18 protein-coding genes are annotated in these 24,203 nt (G+C 68.8%); 10 read left to right on the top strand and 8 right to left on the bottom strand.

Annotation, left to right across the window (positions count from 1 at the left end):
- Positions 1-1,035: ornithine cyclodeaminase (locus P3W75_RS12700; RefSeq protein WP_276227701.1), on the bottom strand; the 1,035-nt coding region annotated here is incomplete at its 3' end.
- Positions 1,036-1,170: 135 nt separating this feature from the next.
- On the opposite strand from P3W75_RS12700, the gene P3W75_RS12695 reads away from it, so the two are divergent.
- Entirely contained in the window at positions 1,171-1,665 is a 495-nt protein-coding gene (locus tag P3W75_RS12695; RefSeq protein ID WP_276227700.1) for an Lrp/AsnC family transcriptional regulator, read from the top strand.
- Between the two features lie 120 nt (positions 1,666-1,785).
- Here the strand turns inward: P3W75_RS12695 and P3W75_RS12690 are convergent, their stop codons facing one another.
- The 3 genes from P3W75_RS12690 to P3W75_RS12680 all read right to left on the bottom strand — a co-directional run bounded on the left by P3W75_RS12690 (position 1,786) and on the right by P3W75_RS12680 (position 5,269).
- Positions 1,786-2,196: a PA2817 family protein gene (locus P3W75_RS12690; RefSeq protein ID WP_276227699.1), complete on the bottom strand. Its 411-nt coding sequence runs from the start codon at positions 2,194-2,196 to the stop codon at positions 1,786-1,788.
- A gap of 68 nt (positions 2,197-2,264) precedes the next feature.
- Complete coding sequence (locus P3W75_RS12685; RefSeq protein WP_276227698.1) at positions 2,265-2,684, bottom strand: PA2816 family glutamine-rich protein; 420 nt, start codon at positions 2,682-2,684, stop codon at positions 2,265-2,267.
- Between the two features lie 146 nt (positions 2,685-2,830).
- Entirely contained in the window at positions 2,831-5,269 is a 2,439-nt protein-coding gene (locus P3W75_RS12680; RefSeq protein ID WP_276227697.1) for an acyl-CoA dehydrogenase, read from the bottom strand.
- Positions 5,270-5,415: 146 nt separating this feature from the next.
- On the opposite strand from P3W75_RS12680, the gene P3W75_RS12675 reads away from it, so the two are divergent.
- The 4 genes from P3W75_RS12675 (at position 5,416) to P3W75_RS12660 (ending at position 8,639) form a co-directional block, all read left to right on the top strand.
- Positions 5,416-6,105 carry a transglutaminase-like domain-containing protein gene (locus tag P3W75_RS12675; RefSeq protein WP_276227696.1) on the top strand — a complete coding sequence of 230 codons (690 nt, stop codon included), beginning with the start codon at positions 5,416-5,418 and terminating at the stop codon, positions 6,103-6,105.
- A 115-nt stretch (positions 6,106-6,220) separates the two neighbouring features.
- Positions 6,221-6,841, top strand: coding sequence for a glutathione S-transferase family protein (locus P3W75_RS12670; protein WP_276227695.1), 621 nt, complete (start codon positions 6,221-6,223; stop codon positions 6,839-6,841).
- Between the two features lie 92 nt (positions 6,842-6,933).
- Complete coding sequence (locus tag P3W75_RS12665) at positions 6,934-7,866, top strand: ABC transporter ATP-binding protein (RefSeq protein WP_276227694.1); 933 nt, start codon at positions 6,934-6,936, stop codon at positions 7,864-7,866.
- Positions 7,863-8,639 (top strand): ABC transporter permease, encoded by a 777-nt coding sequence (locus tag P3W75_RS12660; protein WP_276227693.1) that lies wholly within the window; start codon positions 7,863-7,865, stop codon positions 8,637-8,639. The genes P3W75_RS12665 and P3W75_RS12660 overlap by 4 nt, the downstream gene beginning before the upstream one ends.
- Before the next feature lie 100 nt (positions 8,640-8,739).
- Here P3W75_RS12660 and P3W75_RS12655 read toward each other — a convergent pair whose 3' ends face one another.
- Positions 8,740-10,785: a TonB-dependent receptor gene (locus P3W75_RS12655; protein ID WP_276227692.1), complete on the bottom strand. Its 2,046-nt coding sequence runs from the start codon at positions 10,783-10,785 to the stop codon at positions 8,740-8,742.
- 548 nt (positions 10,786-11,333) lie between these two features.
- On the opposite strand from P3W75_RS12655, the gene putP reads away from it, so the two are divergent.
- Positions 11,334-12,851, top strand: coding sequence for a sodium/proline symporter PutP (gene putP / locus P3W75_RS12650; RefSeq protein WP_276227691.1), 1,518 nt, complete (start codon positions 11,334-11,336; stop codon positions 12,849-12,851).
- Between the two features lie 79 nt (positions 12,852-12,930).
- Here the strand turns inward: putP and P3W75_RS12645 are convergent, their stop codons facing one another.
- Positions 12,931-14,127, bottom strand: a complete 1,197-nt coding sequence (locus P3W75_RS12645; RefSeq protein ID WP_276227690.1) for a sugar transporter — start codon at positions 14,125-14,127, stop codon at positions 12,931-12,933.
- A gap of 214 nt (positions 14,128-14,341) precedes the next feature.
- Here P3W75_RS12645 and P3W75_RS12640 point away from each other — a divergent pair, with 214 nt between their 5' ends.
- Positions 14,342-14,566 carry a VF530 family protein gene (locus tag P3W75_RS12640; RefSeq protein ID WP_276227689.1) on the top strand — a complete coding sequence of 75 codons (225 nt, stop codon included), beginning with the start codon at positions 14,342-14,344 and terminating at the stop codon, positions 14,564-14,566.
- An 83-nt stretch (positions 14,567-14,649) separates the two neighbouring features.
- Here P3W75_RS12640 and P3W75_RS12635 read toward each other — a convergent pair whose 3' ends face one another.
- Together P3W75_RS12635 and P3W75_RS12630 are read right to left on the bottom strand one after the other, a co-directional pair.
- The gene (locus tag P3W75_RS12635; RefSeq protein WP_276227688.1) at positions 14,650-17,979 is read right to left on the bottom strand and encodes a patatin-like phospholipase family protein; all 3,330 of its coding nucleotides are present in this window, start codon (positions 17,977-17,979) and stop codon (positions 14,650-14,652) included.
- Positions 17,980-18,136: 157 nt separating this feature from the next.
- A complete protein-coding gene (locus tag P3W75_RS12630; protein WP_430765367.1) occupies positions 18,137-21,148 on the bottom strand; it encodes a transglycosylase domain-containing protein in 3,012 nt (1,003 codons plus the stop codon).
- A 308-nt stretch (positions 21,149-21,456) separates the two neighbouring features.
- Between P3W75_RS12630 and P3W75_RS12625 the strand changes: the two genes are divergently transcribed.
- The 3 genes from P3W75_RS12625 (at position 21,457) to P3W75_RS12615 (ending at position 24,105) form a co-directional block, all read left to right on the top strand.
- Positions 21,457-21,687 carry a hypothetical protein gene (locus P3W75_RS12625; RefSeq protein WP_276227687.1) on the top strand — a complete coding sequence of 77 codons (231 nt, stop codon included), beginning with the start codon at positions 21,457-21,459 and terminating at the stop codon, positions 21,685-21,687.
- Positions 21,688-21,764: 77 nt separating this feature from the next.
- Entirely contained in the window at positions 21,765-22,445 is a 681-nt protein-coding gene (locus tag P3W75_RS12620) for a class I SAM-dependent methyltransferase (RefSeq protein WP_276227686.1), read from the top strand.
- 277 nt (positions 22,446-22,722) lie between these two features.
- A complete protein-coding gene (locus P3W75_RS12615) occupies positions 22,723-24,105 on the top strand; it encodes an amino acid permease (RefSeq protein ID WP_276227685.1) in 1,383 nt (460 codons plus the stop codon).
- Positions 24,106-24,203: the final 98 nt, after the last annotated feature.

The following is a 24,203-nucleotide window of genomic DNA, read 5'->3' as shown; positions in this document are numbered from 1 at the left end:
GCGTAGTTGCGCGTTCTGCGGTTGTTCGACCAGGCCGAAGAGGTTCTTCGGGTCCTGCGGGCGGGGCACCAGGTCGATCATCCGGCCGATGCCGCGCTGGCGCGCCGCGTCGTGCAGCCAGCGCAGGGCGGAGAAGTCTTCCAGGGCGAAGCCCACCGAGTCGAACACGGTGATCTGTTCGGCGCTCTGCCGGCCCTCGGCGGTGCCGGCGAGGATGCGCTGGAACTCGGTCACCGGGAAGTCCGCCGGCATCTGCTGGATGTCGCCTTCGACGCGGGTCTGCGGTTCGAATTCGACGATCACCCGCGCGCGTTCCAGCACCCCGGCCTGCAACTCGGTCTTGCCCGGGCAGTCGCCGCCCACGGCGTTGATGTGCATGCCCGGCTCGAGCATGTCGGCTCTGAGGATGGTGGCGTTGGTCTTGTCGGCGGTGACCGTGGTGACGATGTCGGCGCCGCGCACCGCGTCACGCACCGAATCCGCGACCACCAGCTTCAGGCCGGGGAGGCCGGCGAGGTTGCGTTGCAGCTTGGCGGTGGCCGCCGGGTCGATGTCGAACAGGCGGATTTCCTCGATGCCCAGCAGTTCATGGAAGGCGATGGCCTGGAACTCGCTCTGCGCACCGTTGCCGATCAGCGCCATGCTGCGCGCGTCGGGGCGGGCGAGGAAGGTGGCGAGCAGTGCCGAGGTGGCGGCGGTGCGCACGGCGGTGGTCAGGGTCAGTTCGCTGAGCAGCAGCGGGAAGCCGGTGTCGACTTCGGCGAGCACGCCGAAGGCCATCACGGTGGGCAGATCGACGCGGTAGTTCTTCGGGTGGCCGTTGACGTACTTGAAGGCATACAGCTTGCCGTCGTCGGCGGGCATCAGCTCGATCACGCCGAGGGCCGAGTGATTGGCGACGCGGGCGCTCTTGGTGAACTCGCTCCAGCGTCGGTAGTCCACCTCGATGTAGCCGGCCATCTCGCGGATCGCCGCGCCGGGGCCGATTTCGCCGAGCAGTCGGCCGACGTCCTGCACATCCAGATAACGGGTCATGCTGCCTTCCTCCAGTGGGTGCGCCGCGCATTCATCGGGCGCCTGGAGTCAGTCTATGCGCCTGGTCAGGAATAACTGTGCTTTCCGCCCTGCTAGGCTAGGATTCTGCGCAAAAATCGACTAGGGAGAGTGCGAATGAAGAAAAGAAATTCCGAGCTGGCCGGCCTGGACGCCACCGACCTGGCCATGCTGCGCCTGCTGCAGGCCGACGCCAGCCTGTCCAACGCCGAGCTCAGCGAGCGCCTGGCGCTCAGCGTCACGCCCTGCTGGCGGCGGCGCAAGCGCCTGGAGGAGGAGGGCTACATTCGCGACTACCAGGCCAACCTCGACCGCCGGCGCCTGGGCCTGGACATCCTGGCCTTCGTCCACGTGCGCTTCGCCGCTCACGCCGACGACGCCTCCGACCGCTTCGAAGAAACCGTGCGCGACCTGCCGGAAGTGCTCGCCTGCCACAAGATCACCGGCGACGCGGACTTTCTCCTGCAGGTGCTGGAAAAGGACCTGGACGCCTACGCCGAGTTCGTCGAGAAGGTGCTGCGCAAGCAGCCGGGCATCGCCTCGATCCAGTCGACCCTGGCGCTGCGGGAAATCAAGGACAGTCACCGGATCCGGGTGCCGGAGGAAGGGTAGGGCGTATAACCGTTCGCGGTTATACGCCGTCGTCCCGGGCTGGATGGCTGAACCCGGGCGCCAGGCGAGACGCCCGGCCGGCGGATAACGCTTCGCGTTATTCGCCCTACAGGGGAGCGGTCAGTGCTTGGGCGCGTCCTGCGGCAGCGCCAGCAGGGCCTTTTCGGCGTTCCAGTCGAAGTCCTCGCCGTTTTCCTCGGCGCTGAAGCGGCGTTCGTCCAGTTGCTGGTACATGTCGATTTCTTCGTCGGGCATGAAGTGCAGGCAGTCGCCGCCGAAGAACCACAGCAGATCGCGCGGCACCAGGTGGGCGATCTGCGGGTAGCGGTGGAAGGTCTGGCTGATCAGGTCCTGGCCCAGGTACTGGACGCCCACCGGGTCGTGCGGCAGGTCCGCCATCAGCTCGTCGAAGCGCTCCAGGAACAGGCCGTGGTTCTCCTCCGGGACCTGCTCGGCTTCGCCCAGGGCGCCGAGGATCATGCGCAGGTGCTGCAACAGGGCGAGGTGGTGGTCAAGGTAGGCGCTGGCCATGGTCGGGTCCTCTGCGGAAACGGCTGAAACGGGGGCGGAGTATATAGGGTTCCGCCGCGCCGCGCCGATCAGCGGACCGGACGCATCTGGATCTGCCGGCGCTGGTTGTCGATGCCCTGGCGCTGCAGGTCGAGCTGCTGCTGTTGCTGTTGCAGGCGGAACTGCTGCAGGTCGGTGCGCTGGCGTTCGATGGTCTGGTCCTGCAGGCGCTGTTGCTGGCGCTGGCGGTCGAGGGACTGCTGCTGGCTGTTGAGTTGCTGCTGCTTGATCTGCAGGCGCTGGTCCTCGTACTGCAGGCGCTGGTCCTGCTGGCGCAGCTTGCGCTGGTCGGCCTGGCGTTGCAGGTTGTCGATCTGCTGCTGTTGCGGGTCGAGGTCCACCAGCGGCGCCGGCGGCGGGCTGTTGCGGCTGGGGTAGAGCCAGGAATCGGCCTGGGCGGCGGCGCTCAGGGCCAGGCTCAGGCCGAGGAGGAGGGGCAGGCTACGCATGGGTGTGCTCCCGGTTGCCGTGTCCCTGCAGTGTGCACCCATCTCGCCGCGCCGGCATGCCCTGCGGCAGGAAAAACGCCAAGGGCGCCGTGTGGGCGCCCTTGGCGTACTGCTCCCTTCATGGGGTAGGGAAGGGTTCTGTGAAGTCAGACCGGGCGCGGTTGGCCGAGTTCCTCCTTGGCGAAGTCGTCGACGTCGATCACCTGCCGTCGCGCCTGCTCCGCCGCGTGCAGTTGCTGGCCCTGGGCTTCGTCGAGCACCCGCGCGGCGACCGCGGCATCGATCGGCGATTGCCCGGCGGCCGGCCGCACGCGACCGTCCTTGAGCGCCTTGTGCAGCTGCTTGTGCAGCGGCGCCGCCTCGCGCAGGGCGAGCAGGGCGCGCTCCAGGTCGGCCAGCGGGTCGTCCTCGGCGCAGGGGATGAAGGCGCCGTAGAGGATCGCCTGCAGCGCCGGGTCCTGCAGCGGGCGGCCGAGGATTTCCGCGATCTCGGCGTCCAGCGCGTCGCTCGGGCCCTTGTGGCGGCGGCCGAGGGGGAACACCAGGACTTTCAGCAGGCAGCCGGCGATGCGGTTGGGGAAGTTCTCCAGCAGCCCGGCCAGGGCCTGCTCGGTCTTCGCCAGGTTTTCTTCCAGGGCCCAGCGCAGCAGCGGTTGCAGGTGCTCGGCGTGGTTCAGGTCGTGGTAGCGCTTGAGCGCCGCCGAGGCCAGGTAGAGGTGGCTGAGGGCATCGCCCAGGCGCGCCGAGAGGCGTTCCTTGCGCTTCAGCTCGCCGCCCAGGAGCATCATGCTGAAGTCGGCGAGCATGGCGAAGCTCGCTGTCAGGCGGTTCACCGCGCGGAAGTACGGGCGCGCCACGCGGTCGCCGGGCACATGGTCGAAGCTGCCCAGGCCGAGGCCCAGCAGCAGGCTGCTGGCGGTGTTGCCGACGGCGAAGCCGATGTGCCGTAGCAGCAGGCGGTCGAACTCGTGGGCGGCGTGGGCCTGGTCTTCCTGCTGGGCCAGGGCCATTTCGCGGAGTACGAAGGGATGGCAGCGGATGGCGCCCTGGCCGAAGATCATCAGGTTGCGCGAGAGGATGTTGGCGCCTTCCACGGTGATGAAGATCGGCGCCGTCTGCCAGGCGCGGCCCAGGTAGTTGCGCGGGCCGAGGATGATGCCCTTGCCGCCGTGGATGTCCATGGCGTGGCTGATGCATTCGCGGCCGCGCTCGGTGAGGTGGTACTTGAGGATCGCCGAGAGCACCGAGGGCTTCTCGCCCAGGTCCACCGCGTGGGCGGTGAGGATGCGCGCGCAGTCCATCATCCAGGCGTTGCCGCCGATGCGCGCCTGGGCTTCCTGGATGCCTTCGAAGGCGCCGATGGGCACGTTGAACTGCTCGCGGATCTGCGCGTAGCGCCCGCTGCTGTAGCCGCAGCTCTTGGCCGCGGCGGCGCCGACCGCCGGCAGGGAGATGGAGCGGCCCACCGACAGGCAGTTCATCAGCATCATCCAGCCTTTGCCGATCATCTGCTGGCCGCCGATGATCGCGTCCAGCGGCAGGAACACGTCCTTGCCGGCATTCGGCCCGTTCATGAAGGCGGCGCCCAGCGGCACGTGGCGGCGGCCGATCTCGACCCCGGGGGTGTCGGTGGGCACCAGCGCCAGGGTGATGCCCAGGTCTTCCTCGCCGCCCAGCAGGCGTTCCGGGTCATGGCACTTGAAGGCCAGGCCGAGCAGCGTGGCCACCGGGCCGAGGGTGATGTAGCGCTTCTCCCAGGTCAGGCGCAGGCCGAGGACTTCCTCGCCCTGCCACTGGCCCTTGCAGATGACGCCGATGTCGGTCATGCCGCCGGCGTCGGAGCCGGCCTGCGGGCTGGTCAGGCCGAAGCAGGGGATTTCCTCGCCGCGCGCCAGGCCTGGCAGGTAGCGCTGGCGCTGTTCGTCGGTGCCGTAGTGCAGCAGCAGTTCGGCCGGGCCGAGGGAGTTGGGCACCATCACGGTGGAGGCCAGGTCGCCGCTGCGGCTGGCCAGCTTCATCACCACCTGGGAATGGGCGAAGGCGGAGAAGCCCTTGCCGCCGTATTCCTTCGGAATGATCAGGCCGAAGAAGCCCTGTTCCTTGATGTAGGCCCAGGCCTCGGCCGGCAGGTCCATGCGCTGGCCGATGTCCCAGTCGCTGACCATGGCGCACAGGCGCTCGGTGGGGCCGTCGATGAACGCCTGTTCTTCCTCGGTGAGCTGCGGGGCCGGCGCGCCGAGCAGCTTGCTCCAGTCCGGGCGGCCGCTGAACAGGTCGCCGTCCCACCAGACGGTGCCGGCCTCGATGGCCTCGCGCTCGGTCTCGGACATCGGCGGCAGCACGCGCTTGAACCAGGCGAACAGCGGGCCGCTGAACAGCCGCCGGCGCAGCTCGGGCAGGGCCAGGGCGGCGACCACCGCCAGCCACGGCAGCCAGAGCAGGAGCATCCAGGCGTGGGCGTGACTGAACAGGCCCATGAAGATCAGGTAGACGGCGACTATGCCCAGCGCGGGCGCCGGCGCGGTGCGGCGGTGGGCCAGCCAGGCGACGCCGAGCACGAGTACGATCAGCCAGAGCAACAACATGCGGTTTCCTCCATGACGAACGACGGGGCGATCCCACACAGCTTAGCCGGGTGTTGGCGGCTTCCTCGGCGAGCTTGTCCGGATCGTCCTCCCCCAGGGGCGGACGGGCTGTTTAGACTGGGGCGATCAGTGAAGGGAGAACCCCCATGCAGGCTTATCTCGAACCCGGCCGCTACCTGGATAGTGACCACCCCGCGGTGATCGAGTTCGCCCGGATGCACCGTGGCGCCTCGGCCGACCCGCGCGAGCAGGCGGTGGCGCTGTACTACGCGGTGCGCGATGGCATCCGCTACAACCCCTACGTGTTCAGCCTCGATGCGCAGACGCTCAAGGCCAGCCACGCGCTGCACAGCGGGCAGTCCTACTGCGTGCCCAAGGCCGCGCTGCTGGCCGCCTGCGCGCGGCTGTGCGGGATTCCGGCGCGGATCGGCCTGGCCGACGTGAAGAACCACCTGGCCAGCGGGCGCATGGTGGAGATGCTGCGCAGCGAGGTGTTCGCCATGCACGGCTACACTGAGCTGTTCCTCGACGGCCGCTGGGTCAAGGCCACCCCGGCCTTCAACCGCGAGCTGTGCGAGGCCTTCGGCGTGCTGCCGCTGGAGTTCGACGGGCGCGAGGACAGCGTCTTCCACGAATTCGACCAGGGCGGCCGGCGGCACATGGAGTACCTGTGCGACCACGGGCAGTTCGCCGACATCCCCGCGCAGCTGCTCTACGACCACTTGCGCAGCTGCTACCCGCACCTGTTCGACGCCGGCTCCACGCCACTTTCCGGCGATATGCAGGCCGAAGCGCCGATGCATGAAGGCAATCGGTCGCATGAAGGTAATCGATAGTCATCATCAGTCCGTACGCCTTTCTTCTTGTCGCGCCGACCGGTAGGGTGCTCACATTCACCGGCCGTCCTGCCGCGGCCGCGCTCACCCGCCGAACAAGAAGAGGCTGAACGCCATGCTGAAGATCTGGGGCCGCAAGAATTCGTCCAACGTGCGCAAGGTGCTGTGGTGCGCCGAGGAGGCCGGCCTGGCCTACGAGCGCATCGACGCCGGCGGCGCCTTCGGTGTGGTCAACGAGCCGGCCTATCGCGCGCTGAACCCCAACGGCGTGGTGCCGACCCTGGAGGACGGCGACCTGGTGCTCTGGGAATCCAACGCCATCGTCCGCTACCTGGCCGCGCAATACGCCGCCGACAGCCTCTACCTGGCGGATCCGCGCCAGCGCGCCAGCGCCGAGAAATGGATGGACTGGACCACCTCGACCTTGGCCGCACCCTTCCGCACGGTGTTCTGGGGTACCCTGCGCACCCCGCCGGAGCAGCGTGACCAGGCCGCCATCGACGCCGCCATCGAAACCTGCGTGAAGGCCCTGGCGGTGCCCGAGCAGACCCTGGCGAGCCAGCCATACTTGTCCGGCGAGCGTTTCGGCATGGGCGACATTCCCCTGGGCAGTTTCATCTACGCCTGGTTCGAGATGCCCATCCGCCGCCCGCCGCTGCCGCACCTGGAAGCCTGGTACGCCCGCCTGCGCGAGCGCCCGGCGTACCGCGTGGCGGTGATGACCGACCTGACCTGAACCGTCCGCGACGCCGGCGAAGGTTGCATTTGCCGGCGCGGGGCCTTATCTAGCTGTTCCTTTTTCTGCGCCGCCCAGCCACGGGAAAATCCATGAGTTCCGCGCTTTCCATCCGTCAACTGACGAAAACCTACGGCAACGGATTCCAGGCCCTCAAGGGCATCGATCTGGACGTCGCCGAGGGCGATTTCTTCGCCCTGCTCGGCCCCAACGGCGCCGGCAAGTCCACCACCATCGGCATCCTCTCGACCCTGGTGAACAAGACCAGCGGCTCGGTTTCGGTGTTCGGCCACGACCTCGACCGCGAGCCCTACAAGCTCAAGCGCTGCCTGGGCGTGGTGCCGCAGGAGTTCAACTTCAACCAGTTCGAGAAGGTCTTCGACATCGTCGTGACCCAGGCGGGCTACTACGGCATTCCGGCGAAGATCGCCAAGGAACGCGCCGAGAAGTACCTGAACCAGCTCGGCCTGTGGGACAAGCGAAACTCGGCTTCGCGCGAGCTCTCCGGCGGCATGAAGCGCCGCCTGATGATCGCCCGCGCGCTGATCCACGAGCCGCGCCTGCTGATCCTCGACGAACCCACCGCCGGGGTCGACATCGAGCTGCGCCGTTCGATGTGGAACTTCCTCACCGAGCTGAACCAGCAGGGCATCAGCATCATCCTCACCACGCACTACCTGGAGGAGGCCGAGCAGCTCTGCCGCAACATCGCGATCATCGACCACGGCACCATCGTCGAGAACACCAGCATGCGCAAGCTGCTGACCCAGCTGCACGTGGAGACCTTCCTGCTCGACCTGAAGAGCGCGCTGGCCCAGGTGCCGCCGCTGGCCGGCTACCCGGCGCGGCTGGTCGATGACCACACGCTGGAAGTGCAGGTGGAGAAGGCCCAGGGCATCAACGGCCTGTTCGCCCAGCTGGGCGCCCAGGGCATCGAGGTACTGAGCCTGCGCAACAAGACCAACCGTCTGGAGGAACTGTTCGTGTCGCTGGTCGAGAAGAACCTGTCGAAGGTGGCGGTATGAGCGAGCTGCGCGCCAACTGGGTGGCCCTGAACACCATCGTCTACCGTGAAGTCCGCCGTTTCACCCGCATCTGGCCGCAGACCCTGCTGCCTCCGGCGATCACCATGGTTCTGTACTTCGTCATCTTCGGCAACCTGATCGGCCGGCAGATCGGCGACATGGGCGGCTTCAGCTACATGCAGTACATCGTGCCGGGGCTGATCATGATGTCGGTGATCACCAACTCCTACGGCAACGTGGTGTCGAGCTTCTTCGGCAGCAAGTTCCAGCGCTCCATCGAGGAACTGCTGGTGTCGCCGGTGTCGCCGCACACCATCCTCCTCGGCTACACCGTGGGCGGCGTGCTGCGCGGGCTGGCGGTGGGGGTGATCGTCACGGCGCTGTCGCTGTTCTTCACCAAGCTGCAGGTGCATCACCTGGGCGTGACCGTGCTGGTGGTGGTGCTGACCGCGACCATCTTCTCGCTCGGCGGCTTCGTCAACGCGGTGTTCGCGCGCAACTTCGACGACATCTCGATCATCCCGACCTTCGTGCTGACGCCGCTGACCTACCTGGGCGGGGTGTTCTATTCCATCCACATGCTGCCGGCGTTCTGGCAGACGGTGTCGCTGGCCAACCCCATCCTGCACATGGTCAACGCCTTCCGCTACGGCATCCTCGGGGTGTCGGACATCCCGATCGGCACGGCGCTGATCTTCATGCTGGTGGCCACCGTGGTGCTGTATTTCTTCTGTGTGCGCCTGCTGGTGAGCGGACGGGGGATGCGCCAGTAACGGCGCCGTCCCAGGCGTGAACGCAGGCCCCGGTTCCGTGAGGAACCGGGGCCTTTCGTTTTGTGGCGGCTCACGCGCCATGCGCGCGAATTCCGTGGCGTCAGAACGCTACCTTGAGCCCCGCCTCGATGCCACGTCCGGCGGCCGGCACCGTGTCGCGCAGGATCGAGCTGGCGTAGCGCACCGTCTGGTTGGTCAGGTTCTCGCCCTTGACGAACGCCAGCCACTGGCTGCCGCCCATGCTGAACCTGTAGCCCACGCTGGCGCCCAGGGTGGTGTAGCCGTCGGTGGCAAGCTCCTCGTCCGGCACCCGATGCTGCGCGGCGGCGTGTTCCACTTCCAGGCGCGCCTGCCACTGTTGCAGTTCCCAGAGCAGCGCGCTGTTCAGGCGCAGCGGGGCGATGCGCGGCAGCGGCTCGCCGGTGTCGCGGTTCTTCGCCCGGGTGTAGTCGCCGGACAGCTCCAGGTCGACGTTGCCGAACGGGCTCTGCAACAGGTGGATGCGGTCCTGCGCCTCCACGCCGTAGAACTCCGCGCGCACGCCGCTGTACAGGTATTCCGGCAGGGCGTCGGCGCTGCCGGCGGCGACCACGGCGCCGTCCTCGTCGCGGTAGCGGCCGCTGGCGAGCAGGCCGATGTAGTTGGAGAAGCGGCTGTAGAACACGCCGACGCTGCCCTTGTGCACGCCATCGTCGAAGCGCAGCGCCAGGTCGCTGGACACGGCCTTTTCCTTGGCCGCGTTGGCGTCGCCCACCTCAAAGGTGCCGGTGGCCGCGTGCGGGCCGTTGGCGTACAGCTCGTAGAAGGTCGGCGCGCGCTCGGTGTAGCTCAGGGTGGCGGCCAGCGCCCAGACCGGCGTCAGCTGGTAGACCGCGCCGGAGGACAGGCTGCCGGCGCTGAAGCTGCGGCCGCCGGCGTTCTCGGCGAAGCGCTCGTTGCCCTTGGCGTCCGGGTCGACGCGGCTGTGCTCGACGCGGCCGCCGAAGCTCAGCGCCAGGCGCTCGCTGGCCTGCCAGTTCTCCAGGATGAACAGCGCCGCGCTGTCGGTCTCGGTGTGCGGTACGAAGGCTTCCTCGCCCAGCGCCGAGAAGCGACTGTTGGCCACTTGCGCGCCGACCACGCCTTGCAACGGGCCGATGGGCCGGTGGCGGGCCTCGACGCGCGCCTCGTAGCCGTCGTTCTTGAAGGTGGTGCCGGTCTCGCCGTCCTCGATCTCCTTGTGCTGGTACTCGGTGTAGGCCGCGTCGAGTTTCAGCGAACTGAACGGGCCTTCGAGATCGCGGATTTCCGAGGCGAAGGCGTAGCGGTCCTGCTGCATCTTCAGGCGCACGTCGTCCTCGGCCGGCGAGCCGTAGTTGCTGTCGTAGCCGCTGTAGGAGAGCCCTGCGTAGCCGTGTTCCCAGTGGTAGCTGCCGCCGATGGCGCCGCTGTCCTGGCGGCCGTCGCTGTTGTCGACGCGGTGCTTCGCGTCGTCGCCGTCGAGCGCGCGCTGGCGGCTGGAGTGGGCGTAGCCGGGGATGCGCAGGTCGTTGAACTCGCGGGAGCCGGCGTCCACATGCAGGGCGAAGGTGCCATCGCCGGCCTCCAGCGAGCCGGCGGAACTGCGGGTGGTGTCGGCGCCGCCGTAGCGCAGTTCGCCCTGGCCGTGGACGCCGTCCACCGCTTCGCTGGGGATGCGGTTATCGAAGCTGTTGACCACCCCGCCGATGGCGTTGCCGCCGTAGAGCAGGGCGGCCGGGCCGCGCACCACCTCGATGCGCTCGACCAGGTTGGGGTCTTCCGGCACGGCGTGGTCGTAGGACAGCGAGGAGGCGTCCAGCGCGCCGACGCCGTTGCGCAGCAGGCGGATGCGGTCGCCGTCCATGCCACGGATGATCGGCCGGCTGGCGCCCGGGCCGAACCAGCTGGAGGACACGCCGGGCAGGCCGTCGAGGGTTTCGCCGAGGCTGCCTTGCTGGCGCAGGGTCAGTTCGTCGCCCTGCAGCACGCTGCTGGGCGCGGCCGGTTGCACCTCGCCCAGCGGGTTGGCGGTGATCACCTGTGGCTGCAGTTCGGCGGGGCGGGTCTCGGCGAGGGCCGGGGCGGTCAGCAGGGCCAGGGTCAACGACGCCAGTGACCAGCGGGGCAGGGCGAGGGAAGGGGACATGCGGGGCTCCTTGGTTTTTTGCGGGCAAAACACGCCCCTCCCGTCGGGCGGGATACCGGAAAAGGCTCTGGCTCGGGGCTTGCGGGCGACCTTGTGGCGGTCGCTTTGTGGTTGGTTTGTTATAACATAACATTTCTTTTGGTTAGTAAAACCCCTCGATTTATAGCGATATGTCGGTGACGACGACGCGTCCGGTTCGCCGCTTCGGAGTTTTCCGCAAGAACTCCAGAGCCTTTCGCAAGAACATCCGGCGAAGGGCCACTAGATTCCGCCATTCCCGCTGATAGGGTTGCGCCTGGTGCAACCGTTCGGCGATTCGGCGCTGCCGGGCCGTCCCGGTGCGCTAGAATCCGCCCCCCGTTCGTCGCCGGCACCCCGGCGGCGCGCAGGCGGATTGCGAAGCGAGGTGCCCCCGTGACTGGTGAGAGGGGCGCCCGACGACGCGCCGCCGCGAGGTGGAGGAAGGGCGACGCCGACCGCGCCGCCCCACGAGCAAGGGCCCGGATACCCGCCGGGCCTGGATAAAAACAAGCAGCAGGGGAGCCCCCATGAGCGTCAACACGCCCACGCTGGTCACATTTGTGATCTACATTGCAGCCATGGTCCTGATCGGACTCGCGGCCTACCGGTCCACCAACAACTTCTCCGACTACATCCTCGGCGGCCGCAGCCTCGGCAGCTTCGTCACGGCCTTGTCAGCCGGCGCCTCGGACATGAGCGGCTGGCTGCTGATGGGCCTGCCCGGCGCCATCTACCTGTCCGGCATCTCGGAAAGCTGGATCGCCATCGGCCTGATCGCCGGCGCCTACCTGAACTGGCTGTTCGTCGCCGGACGCCTGCGCGTGCACACCGAGCACAACGGCAACGCCCTGACCCTGCCGGACTACTTCAGCACCCGCTTCGAAGACAACAGCCGCGTGCTGCGGGTGATCTCGGCGCTGGTCATCCTGGTGTTCTTCACCATCTACTGCGCCTCGGGCATCGTCGCCGGCGCGCGCCTGTTCGAAAGCACCTTCGGCATGTCCTACGAGACCGCCCTGTGGGCCGGCGCCGCGGCGACCATCGCCTACACCTTCGTCGGCGGCTTCCTGGCGGTGAGCTGGACCGACACCGTACAGGCCTCGTTGATGATCTTCGCGCTGATCCTCACCCCGGTGATCGTGCTCTTCGCCACCGGCGGGGTGGAGCCGACCTTCGCCGCCATCGAGCTGAAGGACGCCGCCAACTTCGACATGTTCAAGGGCGCCTCCTTCGTCGGCGTGCTCTCGCTGATGGCCTGGGGCCTGGGCTACTTCGGCCAGCCGCACATCCTGGCGCGCTTCATGGCCGCCGATTCGGTGAAGTCGATCCCGGCCGCGCGGCGCATCTCCATGACCTGGATGATCCTCTGCCTGGGCGGCGCCGTGGCCGTGGGCTTCTTCGGCATCGCCTACTTCCAGGCGCACCCGGAAGTGGCCGGCGCGGTCACCGAGAACCATGAGCGGGTGTTCATCGAACTGGCGAAGATCCTCTTCAACCCGTGGATCGCCGGCGTGCTGCTGTCGGCCATCCTCGCCGCGGTGATGAGCACCCTGAGCTGCCAGCTGCTGGTGTGCTCGTCGGCGCTGACCGAGGACTTCTACAAGGCCTTCCTGCGCAAGAACGCCAGCCAGCTCGAACTGGTCTGGGTCGGCCGCGGCATGGTGCTGCTGGTGGCGCTGATCGCCATCGCCCTGGCGGCCAACCCGGAAAACCGCGTGCTGGGCCTGGTGTCCTACGCCTGGGCCGGTTTCGGCGCCGCCTTCGGCCCGCTGGTGCTGTTCTCGGTGCTGTGGAAGGGGATGACCCGCAACGGCGCCCTGGCCGGCATCCTGGTCGGCGCGCTGACCGTGATCGTGTGGAAGCAGTTCGGCTGGCTCGGCCTGTACGAGATCATTCCGGGCTTCCTGTTCTCCAGCATTGCCATCGTGGTCTTCAGCCTGTTCGGTGAAGCGCCGTCGAAAGACATGCTCAAGCGCTTCGAGGAAGCCGAGGCGGAGTACGCCGAGGCCACCCAGCCGGCAGCCTCCGCGCTCGCCAGCCGCTGATCCCGCGCTGAACGAAAAAGGCCGCGCTCCGTAAGGGGCGCGGCCTTTTTCATGGGCTCTTCGTAGGAGCGTCGATGTCTCAGTGGGAGCTGTGCCCAGCACTGAGCGCCGCCGCGTAGCGCCAACAGGCGAACAGGCACAGCAGCAGGCCGACCAGCGCCAGCGCGCCGCCGACGTAGCCGATCCATTCCAGGCCCAGGCCTACCGCCACGCGGCTGCCCAGCAGCGCGCCGCCGCCGATACCGACGTTGTACAGGCCGGAGAACATCGCCATGGCCACATCGGTGGCGTCATGCGCCAGTTGCAGCACCTTGGCCTGCAGCGCCAGGCCGAAGCACAGGATCGCCGCGCCCCAGAACAGGCTCAGGCCCAGCAGCGCCGTGGCTGAGCGGGCCAGCGGCATCAGCAGCAGCAGCGAAGCGCCGAGCACGGCGATGGCCAGGCACGGGAAGGCGCGCGGGAAGCGCTCGCTGTAGCGGCTGAAGAGGATCGAGCCGAACATCCCGGCGCCGCCGAACAGCAACAGGAGCAGGGTGGTCTTCCGGCTGTCCAGCGCGGCGACCTCGCGCGCGAACGGCTCGATGTAGCTGTAGGCGGTGAATTGCGCGGTGATCACCAGCACGGTCAGCACATACATCGCCACCAGCGCCGGGCGCCGCAGCAGCAGCGGCAGGCTGCGCAGCGAGCCGGAGTTCTGGCTCGGCAGCAGCGGCAGCGCGCGGGCCAGCCAGAGCACCACCAGCACCGAGACGCCGGCGATGGTGAGGAAGGTCGTGCGCCAGCCCAGCGCCTCGCCGAGCATGCGCCCCAGCGGAATGCCCAGCACCATCGCCAGGATGGTCCCGGTGGCGAGCAGGCCGAGGGCTTTCGCCTGCTGGCCCGGCGGGGCCACGCGCACGGCGAGCGAGGCGGTGATCGACCAGAACACCGCGTGGGCGAAGGCGATGCCGAAGCGGCTGATCATCAGCACCGTGAAGTTCCAGGCGAAGCCCGAGAGCACGTGGCTGGCGATGAACAGGCAGAAGATCACCACCAGCAGGCGGCGGCGCTCCATGTTGCGGGTCAGTTGCATCAGCGGCAGCGAGGCCAGCGACACGACCCAGGCGTAGAGCGTGAGCATCAGCCCGGCCTGTTCGGGGCGCATGTCGAAGCTGCGGCCGATGTCGCTGAGCAGGCCCACCGGAACGAACTCGGTGGTGTTGAAGATGAACGCGGCGATGGCCAGGGCGATGACGCTGGGCCAGCTGCCGGCGCGGGTGTCTTGCGGGTTGTGCATGGGAATCCTGAGTGAGGGTGGGCTCAGGCCGAGTCCCCCGTCCGCGCGCGAAATCGCCCGGGCCGTGTGCCGGGGTGCGGGCGGATGAAGAGGAATCGTTGTTGGTATGGGGGATGCGGCGGTCGCGCGGCCATTCTACGCCGCGCGCCGGCATCGCGCACGCCACGCGGGGCTGCTAAGGTGCGCGGATTTTCCGCACCGACGAAGCCCGAGCATGAGTGAAAAACCCAAAGACCCGCTGCACGGCATGACCCTGCAGGCCATTCTCGAAAGCCTGCTGGAGCGCTACGGCTGGGACGGCCTGGCCAAGCGCGTGGACATCCGTTGCTTCAAGAGCGACCCGAGCATCAAGTCCAGCCTGACCTTCCTGCGCCGCACGCCCTGGGCGCGGGAGCAGGTGGAGCAGTTGTACGTGCAACTGGTGCGCGAGCGCGGCTAGGCGCCCGCCACGGGTTGGCCAGGCGTAGGGCGGATAACCGTTCGCGGTTATCCGGCCTACATCACCGGCAGCTCCGTCCCCACTCAATTGGGCTTGCCCTGCGCCGGCAGCCAGAACTCGATCACCCCCGGCGAGGCCTGCAGGCTGGCCGCCAGCGGCAGGGCCACGGCCTTGTCGCTGAATTTCTGCGCCAGCCAGCGGGCGCATTCGCCGTCGCGGCGGGCGTGGTAGATGAAGGTCGGCCGTGGCCAGGGCAGCGGCGGTGGCGAGCCGCGACGGCTGGCGGCGCTGACCACGTTCTCGATGCCCGGCGTGCTGATCCCGCTGCCTTCCAGCTGCTTGAGGAAATCCCGCGCCGGGCGCTGTTCGTCCGGCGAGTAGATCTGCGTATACAGCACCACCGGCCGCCGGCCCTCGCGTTCGCAGGGATTGCCCGGCGCGGCTGGCGGCGCTTCGGCGGCGACGCTCGGCGGCGGACTTGGCGCCACTTCGGCGCTGACCGGTGGCGCCGGCGGCGGGCTGGGGGCGGCGCCGAGCAGCGCCGGGTTGTCTTCCGGCAGCGCGGTGAAGCCGAACCAGTACTGCTGCACCGGGCTGTTCGGGTGCGGGTCGCTGGTGAGCTGGCGCAGGTAGTTGCAATCGGCCGACTCGGCGCCGTTGGCGCAGGCCGTGCTGGCGCGTTCGAAGAGGGTGCGCATGTCGCTGGCGAACTCCACCGAGAGGCCGCTGCGGCTGGCGAAGTTCTCCAGGTGGCCGATGCGCGTGCGCAGGGCGTCGCTGACCGTATTGGCCTTGGCGTAGAGGTCGGCGATGGCCTCCAGCTGGTTGGCGTACTTCGTTTCGTTGTCGGCCACGCCACCGCGGTACTGCTCCCAGCCCTGCCAGAGCGCCACCACCAGGCTCGCCGACAGGCCCACCCCAAGGGTGGTGCGCACGCCCTGGGCGATGCGCTGGCGGCGGCTCAGCGCGGCGGCCGCCGGCGCCGGTTGGCCGAGGCCGCCGAGGGTGACGATGCTGGCCAGGTCGGCCCAGTTCGGCAGGCGCTGGAGGAACTCGCGGTTGAGCACCGAGCCCAGCGCCAGGCCGAGCTGGTGGTAGGCCTCCCACTGGCTTTCGTCGAAGAACTGGTCGCCGGTGCTCTGCTGCGGGAAGTCCGGGTTGCGGTCGGCGTAGCCGACCAGGTCGAAGGGCAGCTCCAGCAGTGGCGAATCGCAGCGGTGCGGCTTGACCACCAGCAGCGTGCCGCGCCGGTGGCTGGCGTAGGTGACGCGGGCCAGCAGCAGGTATTCACGGCCGCACTCCGGCGAGATCGATTCCGGGGTGCCGAACAGCAGGGCGCGGGCGTCGTTGCCGGAGGCGCGGACGAGGCTGGCCGGGTCGATGAATTCGATGTCGGCGTCGTAGTCGATCTTGGCCTTGCGCACCAGGTTCTCCAGGTCCTCGAACAGGTAGTTCGGGTCGGCGCCGCAGTCGCTGGCGACGATCAGGTCGACCTCGCGCTTGAGCAGGGCGTAGACCCCGCTGTTGTCGAAGTGGCCGCCGTCGGAGAGGTACCAGTAGGGCCCGCGCAGGCCGGGGAACTGGGCGAGCATTTCGGCGCGGGTGGCCAGGTACTTGGCCAGGCGCGCGCGCCAGCCGCCGGCGGCGGCCTGGGTCGGGTTGGGCAGCCAGAAGCCCAGGCGCAGGCCGGTCATGAACACCAGCGCGGCGAGGCCGGTGGCGGTGCGCGAGCCCATGCCGGTGCTCAGCGCCGCGCCGGAGATGGTCGCCCATTGCGCCAGGCTGCCGCGTTCCGCGCCTGGCGCGCTCTGCGGGCCGTGGGTGCCGGTTTCCACGCCGAGCGCGCTGACGGTCAGGGCCACGCCCTTGCGGTCGGCGTTGTAGCTGTGGGTACGGTCGTCGAGGGTCTGGTTGATGCAGCAGTTGATCAGGTGCAGCGGGCCGCCGTAGGCGTGCGGCCGGTAGTCGGCCAGGGCCACGTCGTCGCCAGGGAGGATTTCCCGCAGCGACTCGATGCCCTCGATCAGCTGGCGCTCGGCCGGCGCCAGCGGCGAGGCCGGGAAGCGCGCGTCGGGGCCGCCGTGGTTGGCCACGGCGATGTAGGTGCGGGCCAGGCGCGAGCGGTAGAAGTAGTGCAGCGAGGCGAGGTTCAGCTGGGTCAGGTTGGAGCCGCTGATGCCGATGTAGAAGCCCAGCGCGGCGAGCACCAGGCCCCAGTACAGCAGCGGCAGCCAGGGCTGCATGGCGGCGCCGGGGCTGAGCAGGTTGCCGCCCAGGTAGAGGAACGCCTGCAGCAGGGTCAGCCAGGCCAGCAGCAGGAACAGCAGCAGCGCCAGGCCGAACAGGTTGGCCAGCCGGCTGCTGTAGCCATTCGGCAGGCCATGTTGGCGCAGGCGTTCCAGCAGCGCCGGCAGCAGGGCGCGCAGCAGCACCACGGCGAGGCCGGTGGAGCCCAGCACGCCGGAGGACACCAGGGTGAAGTTGCCGCTCTCGCGCAGGCGCACCACCAGGAACCAGGTCGCCGCTTCGCACGTGCCCAGCAACAGCACACCGGCGCCGCCGAGCAGCACCCAGCCCAGCCAGTGGGTCAGGCGCAGGCGCTGCTGGTCCGGCGGGCTGGCGCGCAGCGGCAGGCGCAGCAGCCAGCCCAGCGGGGCGATCAGCAGGGCGCCGACCAGGGTGGCGTAGGCGAGCAGGCGCGGCCCCAGCTCGATGTCGCTCTGCAGTTGCGGCCACAGGCTCTGCACCGCCAGGGCGACCGCCGCGGACAGCGCCAGCAGCACCGAGAGCAGGTCGCGCAGGGCGTGGTCCTGGCGGTCGCGGCTGAACCAGTAGGCCCAGCACAGCGCGCCGGCCGCCAGCAGCAGGAGCGGCGCGCTGAGGAACCACAGCGACCAGAGGTTGCCCAGGTACACCGGCGGCGTGCCGACCAGGCCCAGCAGCGCGTGCGGCAGCACCGCGAGCAGGCCGACGCACAGCAGCAGGATGCCGATCTCCAGCTGGGTCGCCATGAACCCGCGGAGCATCGAGGCGCCGGCCATCAGCAGGTCGCGGCCGCCGGCCGGGGTCAGGTAGCGGCCGTTGTTGCGCAGCCACCAGAGCAGCAGCGAGTCGTCCGCCGCCAGGCCGTCCTCCACGGCGCGGGCGCCCTGGGCGGGCCCGTACAGGCGGCCGAGGGCGCTGCCGATGTAGCCGCCGCCGGAGACCGTGGACAGGTAGTCGAAGCGCTTGAGCACATGGTTCTTCGCCAACGCCCGCAGCAGGCCGAAGTTGAAGGTGGCGCTGCGCACGCCGCCACCGGACAGCGCCAGCCCCCAGCTGAAGTCGGCGCCCGCGTCCAGCCCGGCGCGCGCGCGGCGTTCGCGCAGCAAAGCCTGTTCCTGGTCCCTGAGGTTGCCCTGGCGGCGCGGCATGGCGGTGCCCTCCGGCTCCCGGACCCGCGCGGCCGCAGTCGCGCCAGGTCATGCTGACGGCCGGCCGGACCTCCCGGCGCCGAACCCTTGGCGCCGTGCTTCCCTGGCCTTCTCCGGGTTCAGGTCGCGGCCGCGCGCGGAGCGCCGGCCTGCGGCCTCACAACCAGCTCACCCGCAGCGTGTCCTGTGGCGCGTGGCATTCGGTGCCCGGCTCCAGGTAGTGCTGCAGCATCGGTGCCATGCCCTTGAGCACCTGCACCGGTAACGCCGAGGTGAATTTGAAATTGCTCGACTCGCTGCCGGCGACGTAGGCGGTGAGGGTGCCGAAGTGGCGCGGGCCGAGGTAGAACACGAAGGTCGCGGTGCGGTTCAGCGAGCGCGAGCTCTTCACCGCGCCGCCACGGGTGAAGCTTTCGATGCGGTTGTCGCCGGTGCCGGTCTTGCCGCCCATCACCAGGGCGCTGCCGTCGTCGCGGCGGAAGGTCCCGGAGAGGCGCCGCGCGGTGCCCTGGTCGACCACCTGGGACAGCGAGTCGCGCAGGGTGCTGGCCACCTCCGAGGTCATCACCCGGGTGCCGACGTTGGACTGCGGCGCCAGGCTCACCTCGTAGGGCGTGCCGGCGGCGAAGTGCAGGCTGTCGATGCGCAGCGTCGGCAGGCGCACGCCGTCGTTGAGGATGATCCCCATCAGCTCGGCCAGCGCCGCCGGGCGGTCGCCGGAGCTGCCCAGGGCGGTGGCCAGCGACGGCACCAGGTGGTCGAACGGGAAGCCCAGCTGCTTCCACTGCTGGTGGATGTCGAGGAACGCCTCGACCTCCAGCATGATGCGGATACGCTTGTCGCGGGCCGCCTTGTAGCGCGACTTGTACAGCCAGCCGTAGACCTGCTTGCGCTCGGCGTTGCTGGCCGCCACCGCCTCGGCGAAGCTGGCCTGCGGCTGGCGCTGCAGGTAGCCCAGCAGCCACAGCTCCAGCGGGTGCACGCGGGCCACGTAGCCCTGGTCGTTGAGGTCGAAGGCGCCGGGGCCGTAGCGGGTGTAGAGGTCGGCGATGCGCTTGTCGGTGAGTTTCTCGCCGGTGTAGTGGCTCTGTTTCAGGCGGTCCTGGAGGAACGCGGCGAAGGTCGCCTGGTCGGCCCCAGGTTGCAGGTAGCGGTGGATCGCCGCCAGGCGCACCGGCCATGGGCGCAGGCCGTCGAGGAAGGTGTCGAGGCGCTCGTCGGCGTTCTGCCCACGGTATTTCTGCCAGAAGCGCAGCAGGTAGACGCGGCTTTCCTGGTCGACGAAGCGGTCCAGGTAGAGCGCGCGGCGCGGGTCCTTGTCGTCCTGCAGCACGGTCAGCTTGTTGCCGTCCTTCTGGTACATGTCGTGGCGCACCAGGTCGCGCAGCAGGCGCACGAAGGGCAGGTTGATCGACTCGCGCAGGGCCTCCAGCAGGGTCGGGATGCGGCCGTTGTCCTCCCGGCGGAAGTTGGCGAAGGTGTGCACGCCGCCGCCGGTGAAGAAGCTCTCGTAGGGGCTGGCCGAGTACTTGCGCTGCATGGCCGCGGCGAGCATCGCCGAGAGGTCGGCGTTGGGGTTGGCGATCAGGTAGTCGATGGACCAGCGGGTGATGAAGTCCAGCGGCTCCACCGGCACCTTGCGCAGCTCGGCGGCGGTGCGCCCGTCGTAGGCGCGGTAGAGGTCGGCGACGGTCTCCAGGTAGTTCGACAGCACGCGCAGCTTGGCGGTGGAGCCCAGCTCCAGCTTGCTGCCTTCGTTGATGTCGAAGGGCTGGTCGGTGCTGTCGGTCTGCACGCGCACGCGGTTGCCGTCGGCGGTGCGTTCGAACAGCACGAAGCTGTAGCGCACGTCGGCGGTCTTGTCCTTGGCCAGCAGGTGCTCGCCGAACAGGCCGATCTGCGCGGCGAAGTCCGGGTCGGCGAGCTGCTTGAGGTAGGCGCCGACCTTGTTCTGCAGCTCGTCCTGGAGGGTGGTGCTGAAGCTCATGTCGAAGCGGTCGAGGTCGTACAGCGGCACGTTGAGCATGCCGGCCAGGCGCGTGCGCGCCAGGGTCACGCCCTTGTTCGGCTCCAGCGGCTGCACCGTCGGCTGGCTCTGCGGGTCGCGGAACGCCAGGCGCTGTTCCAGCGCGGCGTCGCGCAGGGGCGCGCTGATCACCCCGGCCTGGGCCAGCAGGCGCAGGTAGCTGTCGGTCAGCTCGCCCAGCGGCTTGCGCCCGCGCGCCAGGTAATAGGAGGGGCGGCGGTGGGCGATCATCAGCGACACCACCTGGCGCAGGGCCTCGCCCTGGGCGTCGAGCTCGGCGTCGCGGCCGGCGGGGATGGAGAGCAGGCGGTTGACCTCCTGGAAGTCGGCGCCGTACCAGACCCACAGGCCGTCCGGCAGGCCGCTCACTTCGCCATAGCCGGGCTGCGCCGAGAGCGGCACCGAGTTGAGGTAGGTGAGCACCACGTTGCGTCGCGCCGGCAGGTTCTCGGCGCCGCCCTGGTAGGCGCGCACGCTGGCCGAGGCCATCTGCCGCAGCTTGTCGCGGACGGAGTTGGTGCGCCCGTCCACCGAGTGCCGGTACTTCTCGATCTGCGTGGCCAGGGTGCTGCCGCCGGGGGCGTGGTTGCCCATGCCGACCAGGCGCCCGGCCTGGGCCACGGCGGCCTGGCTGAAGCGGCTCCAGTCGATGGCCGGGTTGAGGTAGGGGCGCTCGGCGTCGAGCAGGTCGCGGTTCTCGATGTACAGCAGGCTCTGCACGATCAGCGGGGCGACGCTGTCGTAGCTGGCGTAGAGCCGCTGCGGGTAGCGGAAGTTGTAGATCGGCAGGCCCCGGCAGTCGCTGATGTCGACCCCGGCCTGGGCCTTCTCGGCGTAGGGCGGGAACATGCCGTAGCCGGTGTACTGCAGCAGGGTGGGGGAGAAGCGCGCCTGGTCGAGGGTGACGAAGTCGCGGTCATGCAGGCGCTGCAGGAAGTCCGGCAGTTGCAGGTAGCCCAGGCGGCGGTCGAAGGGGCCGTCCTTCGGGTACACCACCTGGTCGCTGGGCCCGGCGCCGACCTGCCAGGTCAGCTCGCCGGCCAGCCGCGCCAGCTCGCGCGCCTGCAGCTTGGAGGTGTGCGCCTCGTACAGCAGCGCCGCGCCCATCGCCGCCAGCAGCGGTAGCACGAAAAGCAGCAGCAAGAGGAAGCGGTGATGATGCGGGTGGGGCTTTTTCGAAGTAAAAACGGGCTCCGGGCCGCCCGGTTGAGAATGCTGTTGACCGGTTTGCTCCGAATGATCCATATCACGACCTGCCCATGCTTACGAAAGCCTGAGTAAGTGGACTCCGCCGACGTGACGACCGACACCCATCCCGGTGCCGCGAAAGCCCCTGGTCAGCGGCCTCCCTTGTTTTGAGCGTAGTAGGCGAAGAAAATTCTGCTGAATGTCGAGCCCTCGTCCGTGCCTTGCCGAGGCAATCGCCGACGAATGACCTGGAAGACCCGCCAATGCGCCCCTTGCTGTGGCTTTTACCGTTGATCGCCTGCCTGTCCGCCCAGGCCGCGCCCATGCCGTTCTACCTGTGGCAGAGCCGGCTGAACGGGCACCTGACCTGCAGCCAGACCTCGCCGGGGGAGGGCTGGGCGCGGCTGTCCGGGCCGTTCAGTGACGCCGGCTGCCGGCAGCCGCTGAAGAGCGGGCCGTCGACCAAGGGGCTGGCGGTACCGAAGGGACTGTAGGAGCACGCCACGCCCGCGATCGCGCGCATGGCGCGCTCCTACCTACAATCTATTCACCACCCTGCATCCGAGCCCCCATGGACGACAACGCCACCCGCATCCGCCACAGCTGGGACAGCAACGCCGACGCCTGGACCCGTGTGGTCCGCGAGCAGCGCATCGACAGCCGGCGCCTGGCCACCGACCAGGCCATCGTCGAGGCGGTGCTCGAAGGCTCGCCCGCGCGGGTGCTGGACATCGGCTGCGGCGAGGGCTGGCTGTGCCGCGCGCTGGCCGCTCGTGGCTGCGCGGTGGTGGGCGTCGACGTGTCGGCGCCGCTGGTCGAGGCGGCGCGCCAGGCCGACGGCGCGGGCCGCTACGAAGTGCTCGGCCAGGCCGAGTTGGCGGGCGCGGCGGGCCGTCGCCTGGGACGTTTCGACGCGCTGGTGTGCAACTTCGCTCTGTTCGACGAGGACCTTGCGCCGCTGCTGCTCGGCCTCAAGGACCTATTGGCCCCTGGCGGGCGCCTGCTGATCCAGACCCTGCACCCCTGGAGCGCCTGCGGCGACACGCCCTACGAGGATGGCTGGCGCCTGGAGACCTTCAGCGCCTTCGGCGACGAATTCCGCGAGCCCATGCCCTGGTACTTCCGTACCTTCGAGTCCTGGCTGGCCCTGCTGCATGGCTGCGGCTGGCGCCTGCGGGCGCTGCGCGAGCCGCGCCGGCCGGACACCGGGGCGGCCTGTTCGCTGCTGTTGGTGGCCGAAAGCGCCGACTAGGCCTTTGGTCTCGATCGCACCAGAAGGGGGCAGACGCTCCGCCGATCTTGTGCAACACTCCGCCGCGACCTCAGTGGTTCACTCCCGCAATGCCCACGTTCGCTCCACAAGAGCGGGCAGCCTCTTCCGGTGTGCAGTCCTGGAACGCTCCAGACGAATCCTCCCCCGTGCCGCCCGGCGCGGCGGCGGTGCTTTTTCGTCGCGACGCGTTCCGCATCCCGACTGCGCTTCGAGTCTCCGCTGATATGCCCAACAACAAAATCGAGGTTGCACCATCATGTCGTCCCACGATCTTCAACGGGATCTCAACGAGCGGCACATCCGTCTCATGGCCCTTGGCGCCTGCATCGGCGTCGGCCTGTTCCTCGGCTCCGCCAAGGCCATCCAGATGGCCGGCCCGGCCATCATGCTGTCCTACCTCATCGGCGGCCTGGCCATTCTGGTGATCATGCGTGCCCTCGGCGAGATGGCCGTGCACAACCCGGTGGCCGGCTCCTTCGCCCGCTACGCCCAGGACTACCTCGGCCCGCTGGCCGGCTACCTGACCGGCTGGAACTACTGGTTCCTGTGGCTGGTGACCTGCGTCGCGGAGATCACCGCGGTGGCCATCTACATGGGCATCTGGTTCCCCGAGGTGCCGCGCTGGATCTGGGCCCTGGCGGCCCTGGCGAGCATGGGCACGATCAACCTGATCGCGGTGCGCGCCTTCGGCGAGTTCGAGTTCTGGTTCGCCCTGATCAAGATCGTCACCATCCTCGCGCTGATCCTGGTCGGCGGCGGCATGATCGTCTTCGGCCTGGGCAACGGCGGCGTGGCCACCGGCATTGCCAACCTGTGGAGCAACGGTGGCTTCATGCCCCATGGCATCACCGGCGTGCTGATGTCGCTGCAGATGGTGATGTTCGCCTACCTCGGCGTTGAGATGATCGGCCTCACCGCCGGCGAGGCGAAGAACCCGCAGAAGACCATCCCCGGGGCGATCAACTCGGTGTTCTGGCGCATCCTGCTGTTCTACGTCGGCGCGCTCTTCGTGATCATGTCGATCTACCCGTGGAACGAGATCGGCACCCAGGGCAGCCCCTTCGTGATGACCTTCGAGCGCCTGGGCATCAAGACCGCCGCCGGCATCATCAACTTCGTGGTGATCACCGCCGCGCTGTCGTCCTGCAACGGCGGCATCTTCAGCACCGGGCGCATGCTCTACAGCCTCGCCCAGCACGGCCAGGCGCCGGCGGTGTTCGGCAAGACCTCGAAGGGCGGCGTGCCGCGCAACGCGCTGGTCCTGTCGATCGTCGCCCTGCTGTTCGGCGTGCTGCTGAACTACCTGGTGCCGGAGAAGGTGTTCACCTGGGTGACCTCCATCGCCACCTTCGGCGCCATCTGGACCTGGGCCATGATCCTGCTGGCGCAGCTGAAGTTCCGCCGCGGCCTGAGCGCCGCCGAGGCCGGCAAGCTGCAGTTCAGGATGTGGCTGTTCCCGCTCAGCTCCTACCTGGCCATGGCCTTCCTGGTGCTGGTGGTGGCGCTGATGGCGTTCTTCGAGGAGACCCGCATCGCGCTCTACATCGGCCCGGCCTTCCTGGTCCTGCTGGTGGTGCTGTACCGCGTGTTCGACCTGGCGCCCAAGGGCGAGCAGGGCGCGCTCGCCAGCCGCGCGTGAGCGTAGCGATGAAATGACAAAGGGCTTCTTCGGAGGCCCTTTTTCTTTGTCCTGGCACCGGCTATGTAGGAGCGCGCCCTGCGCGCGATTCGCGGGCG

The organism is Pseudomonas citronellolis (genome assembly GCF_029335315.1).
Taxonomy (GTDB): Bacteria; Pseudomonadota; Gammaproteobacteria; order Pseudomonadales; family Pseudomonadaceae; genus Pseudomonas; species Pseudomonas citronellolis_A.
The sequence above is the reverse complement of the archived record's forward strand: the minus strand, read 5'-3'. Positions and strand labels throughout refer to the sequence as shown.

Excerpts from the sequence above, each read along its gene's own strand:
- P3W75_RS12635 (WP_276227688.1), bottom strand. The coding sequence starts at position 17,979 with ATGCCGCGCCGCCAGGGCAACCTCAGGGACCAGGAACAGGCTTTGCTG.
- P3W75_RS12620 (WP_276227686.1), top strand. The coding sequence starts at position 21,765 with ATGGACGACAACGCCACCCGCATCCGCCACAGCTGGGACAGCAACGCC.
- P3W75_RS12625 (WP_276227687.1), top strand. The coding sequence starts at position 21,457 with ATGCGCCCCTTGCTGTGGCTTTTACCGTTGATCGCCTGCCTGTCCGCC.
- P3W75_RS12615 (WP_276227685.1), top strand. The coding sequence starts at position 22,723 with ATGTCGTCCCACGATCTTCAACGGGATCTCAACGAGCGGCACATCCGT.
- P3W75_RS12660 (WP_276227693.1), top strand. The coding sequence starts at position 7,863 with ATGAGCGAGCTGCGCGCCAACTGGGTGGCCCTGAACACCATCGTCTAC.
- P3W75_RS12675 (WP_276227696.1), top strand. The coding sequence starts at position 5,416 with ATGCAGGCTTATCTCGAACCCGGCCGCTACCTGGATAGTGACCACCCC.
- P3W75_RS12690 (WP_276227699.1), bottom strand. The coding sequence starts at position 2,196 with ATGGCCAGCGCCTACCTTGACCACCACCTCGCCCTGTTGCAGCACCTG.
- P3W75_RS12645 (WP_276227690.1), bottom strand. The coding sequence starts at position 14,127 with ATGCACAACCCGCAAGACACCCGCGCCGGCAGCTGGCCCAGCGTCATC.
- P3W75_RS12640 (WP_276227689.1), top strand. The coding sequence starts at position 14,342 with ATGAGTGAAAAACCCAAAGACCCGCTGCACGGCATGACCCTGCAGGCC.
- P3W75_RS12655 (WP_276227692.1), bottom strand. The coding sequence starts at position 10,785 with ATGTCCCCTTCCCTCGCCCTGCCCCGCTGGTCACTGGCGTCGTTGACC.
- P3W75_RS12670 (WP_276227695.1), top strand. The coding sequence starts at position 6,221 with ATGCTGAAGATCTGGGGCCGCAAGAATTCGTCCAACGTGCGCAAGGTG.
- P3W75_RS12695 (WP_276227700.1), top strand. The coding sequence starts at position 1,171 with ATGAAGAAAAGAAATTCCGAGCTGGCCGGCCTGGACGCCACCGACCTG.
- P3W75_RS12665 (WP_276227694.1), top strand. The coding sequence starts at position 6,934 with ATGAGTTCCGCGCTTTCCATCCGTCAACTGACGAAAACCTACGGCAAC.
- putP (WP_276227691.1), top strand. The coding sequence starts at position 11,334 with ATGAGCGTCAACACGCCCACGCTGGTCACATTTGTGATCTACATTGCA.
- P3W75_RS12680 (WP_276227697.1), bottom strand. The coding sequence starts at position 5,269 with ATGTTGTTGCTCTGGCTGATCGTACTCGTGCTCGGCGTCGCCTGGCTG.
- P3W75_RS12685 (WP_276227698.1), bottom strand. The coding sequence starts at position 2,684 with ATGCGTAGCCTGCCCCTCCTCCTCGGCCTGAGCCTGGCCCTGAGCGCC.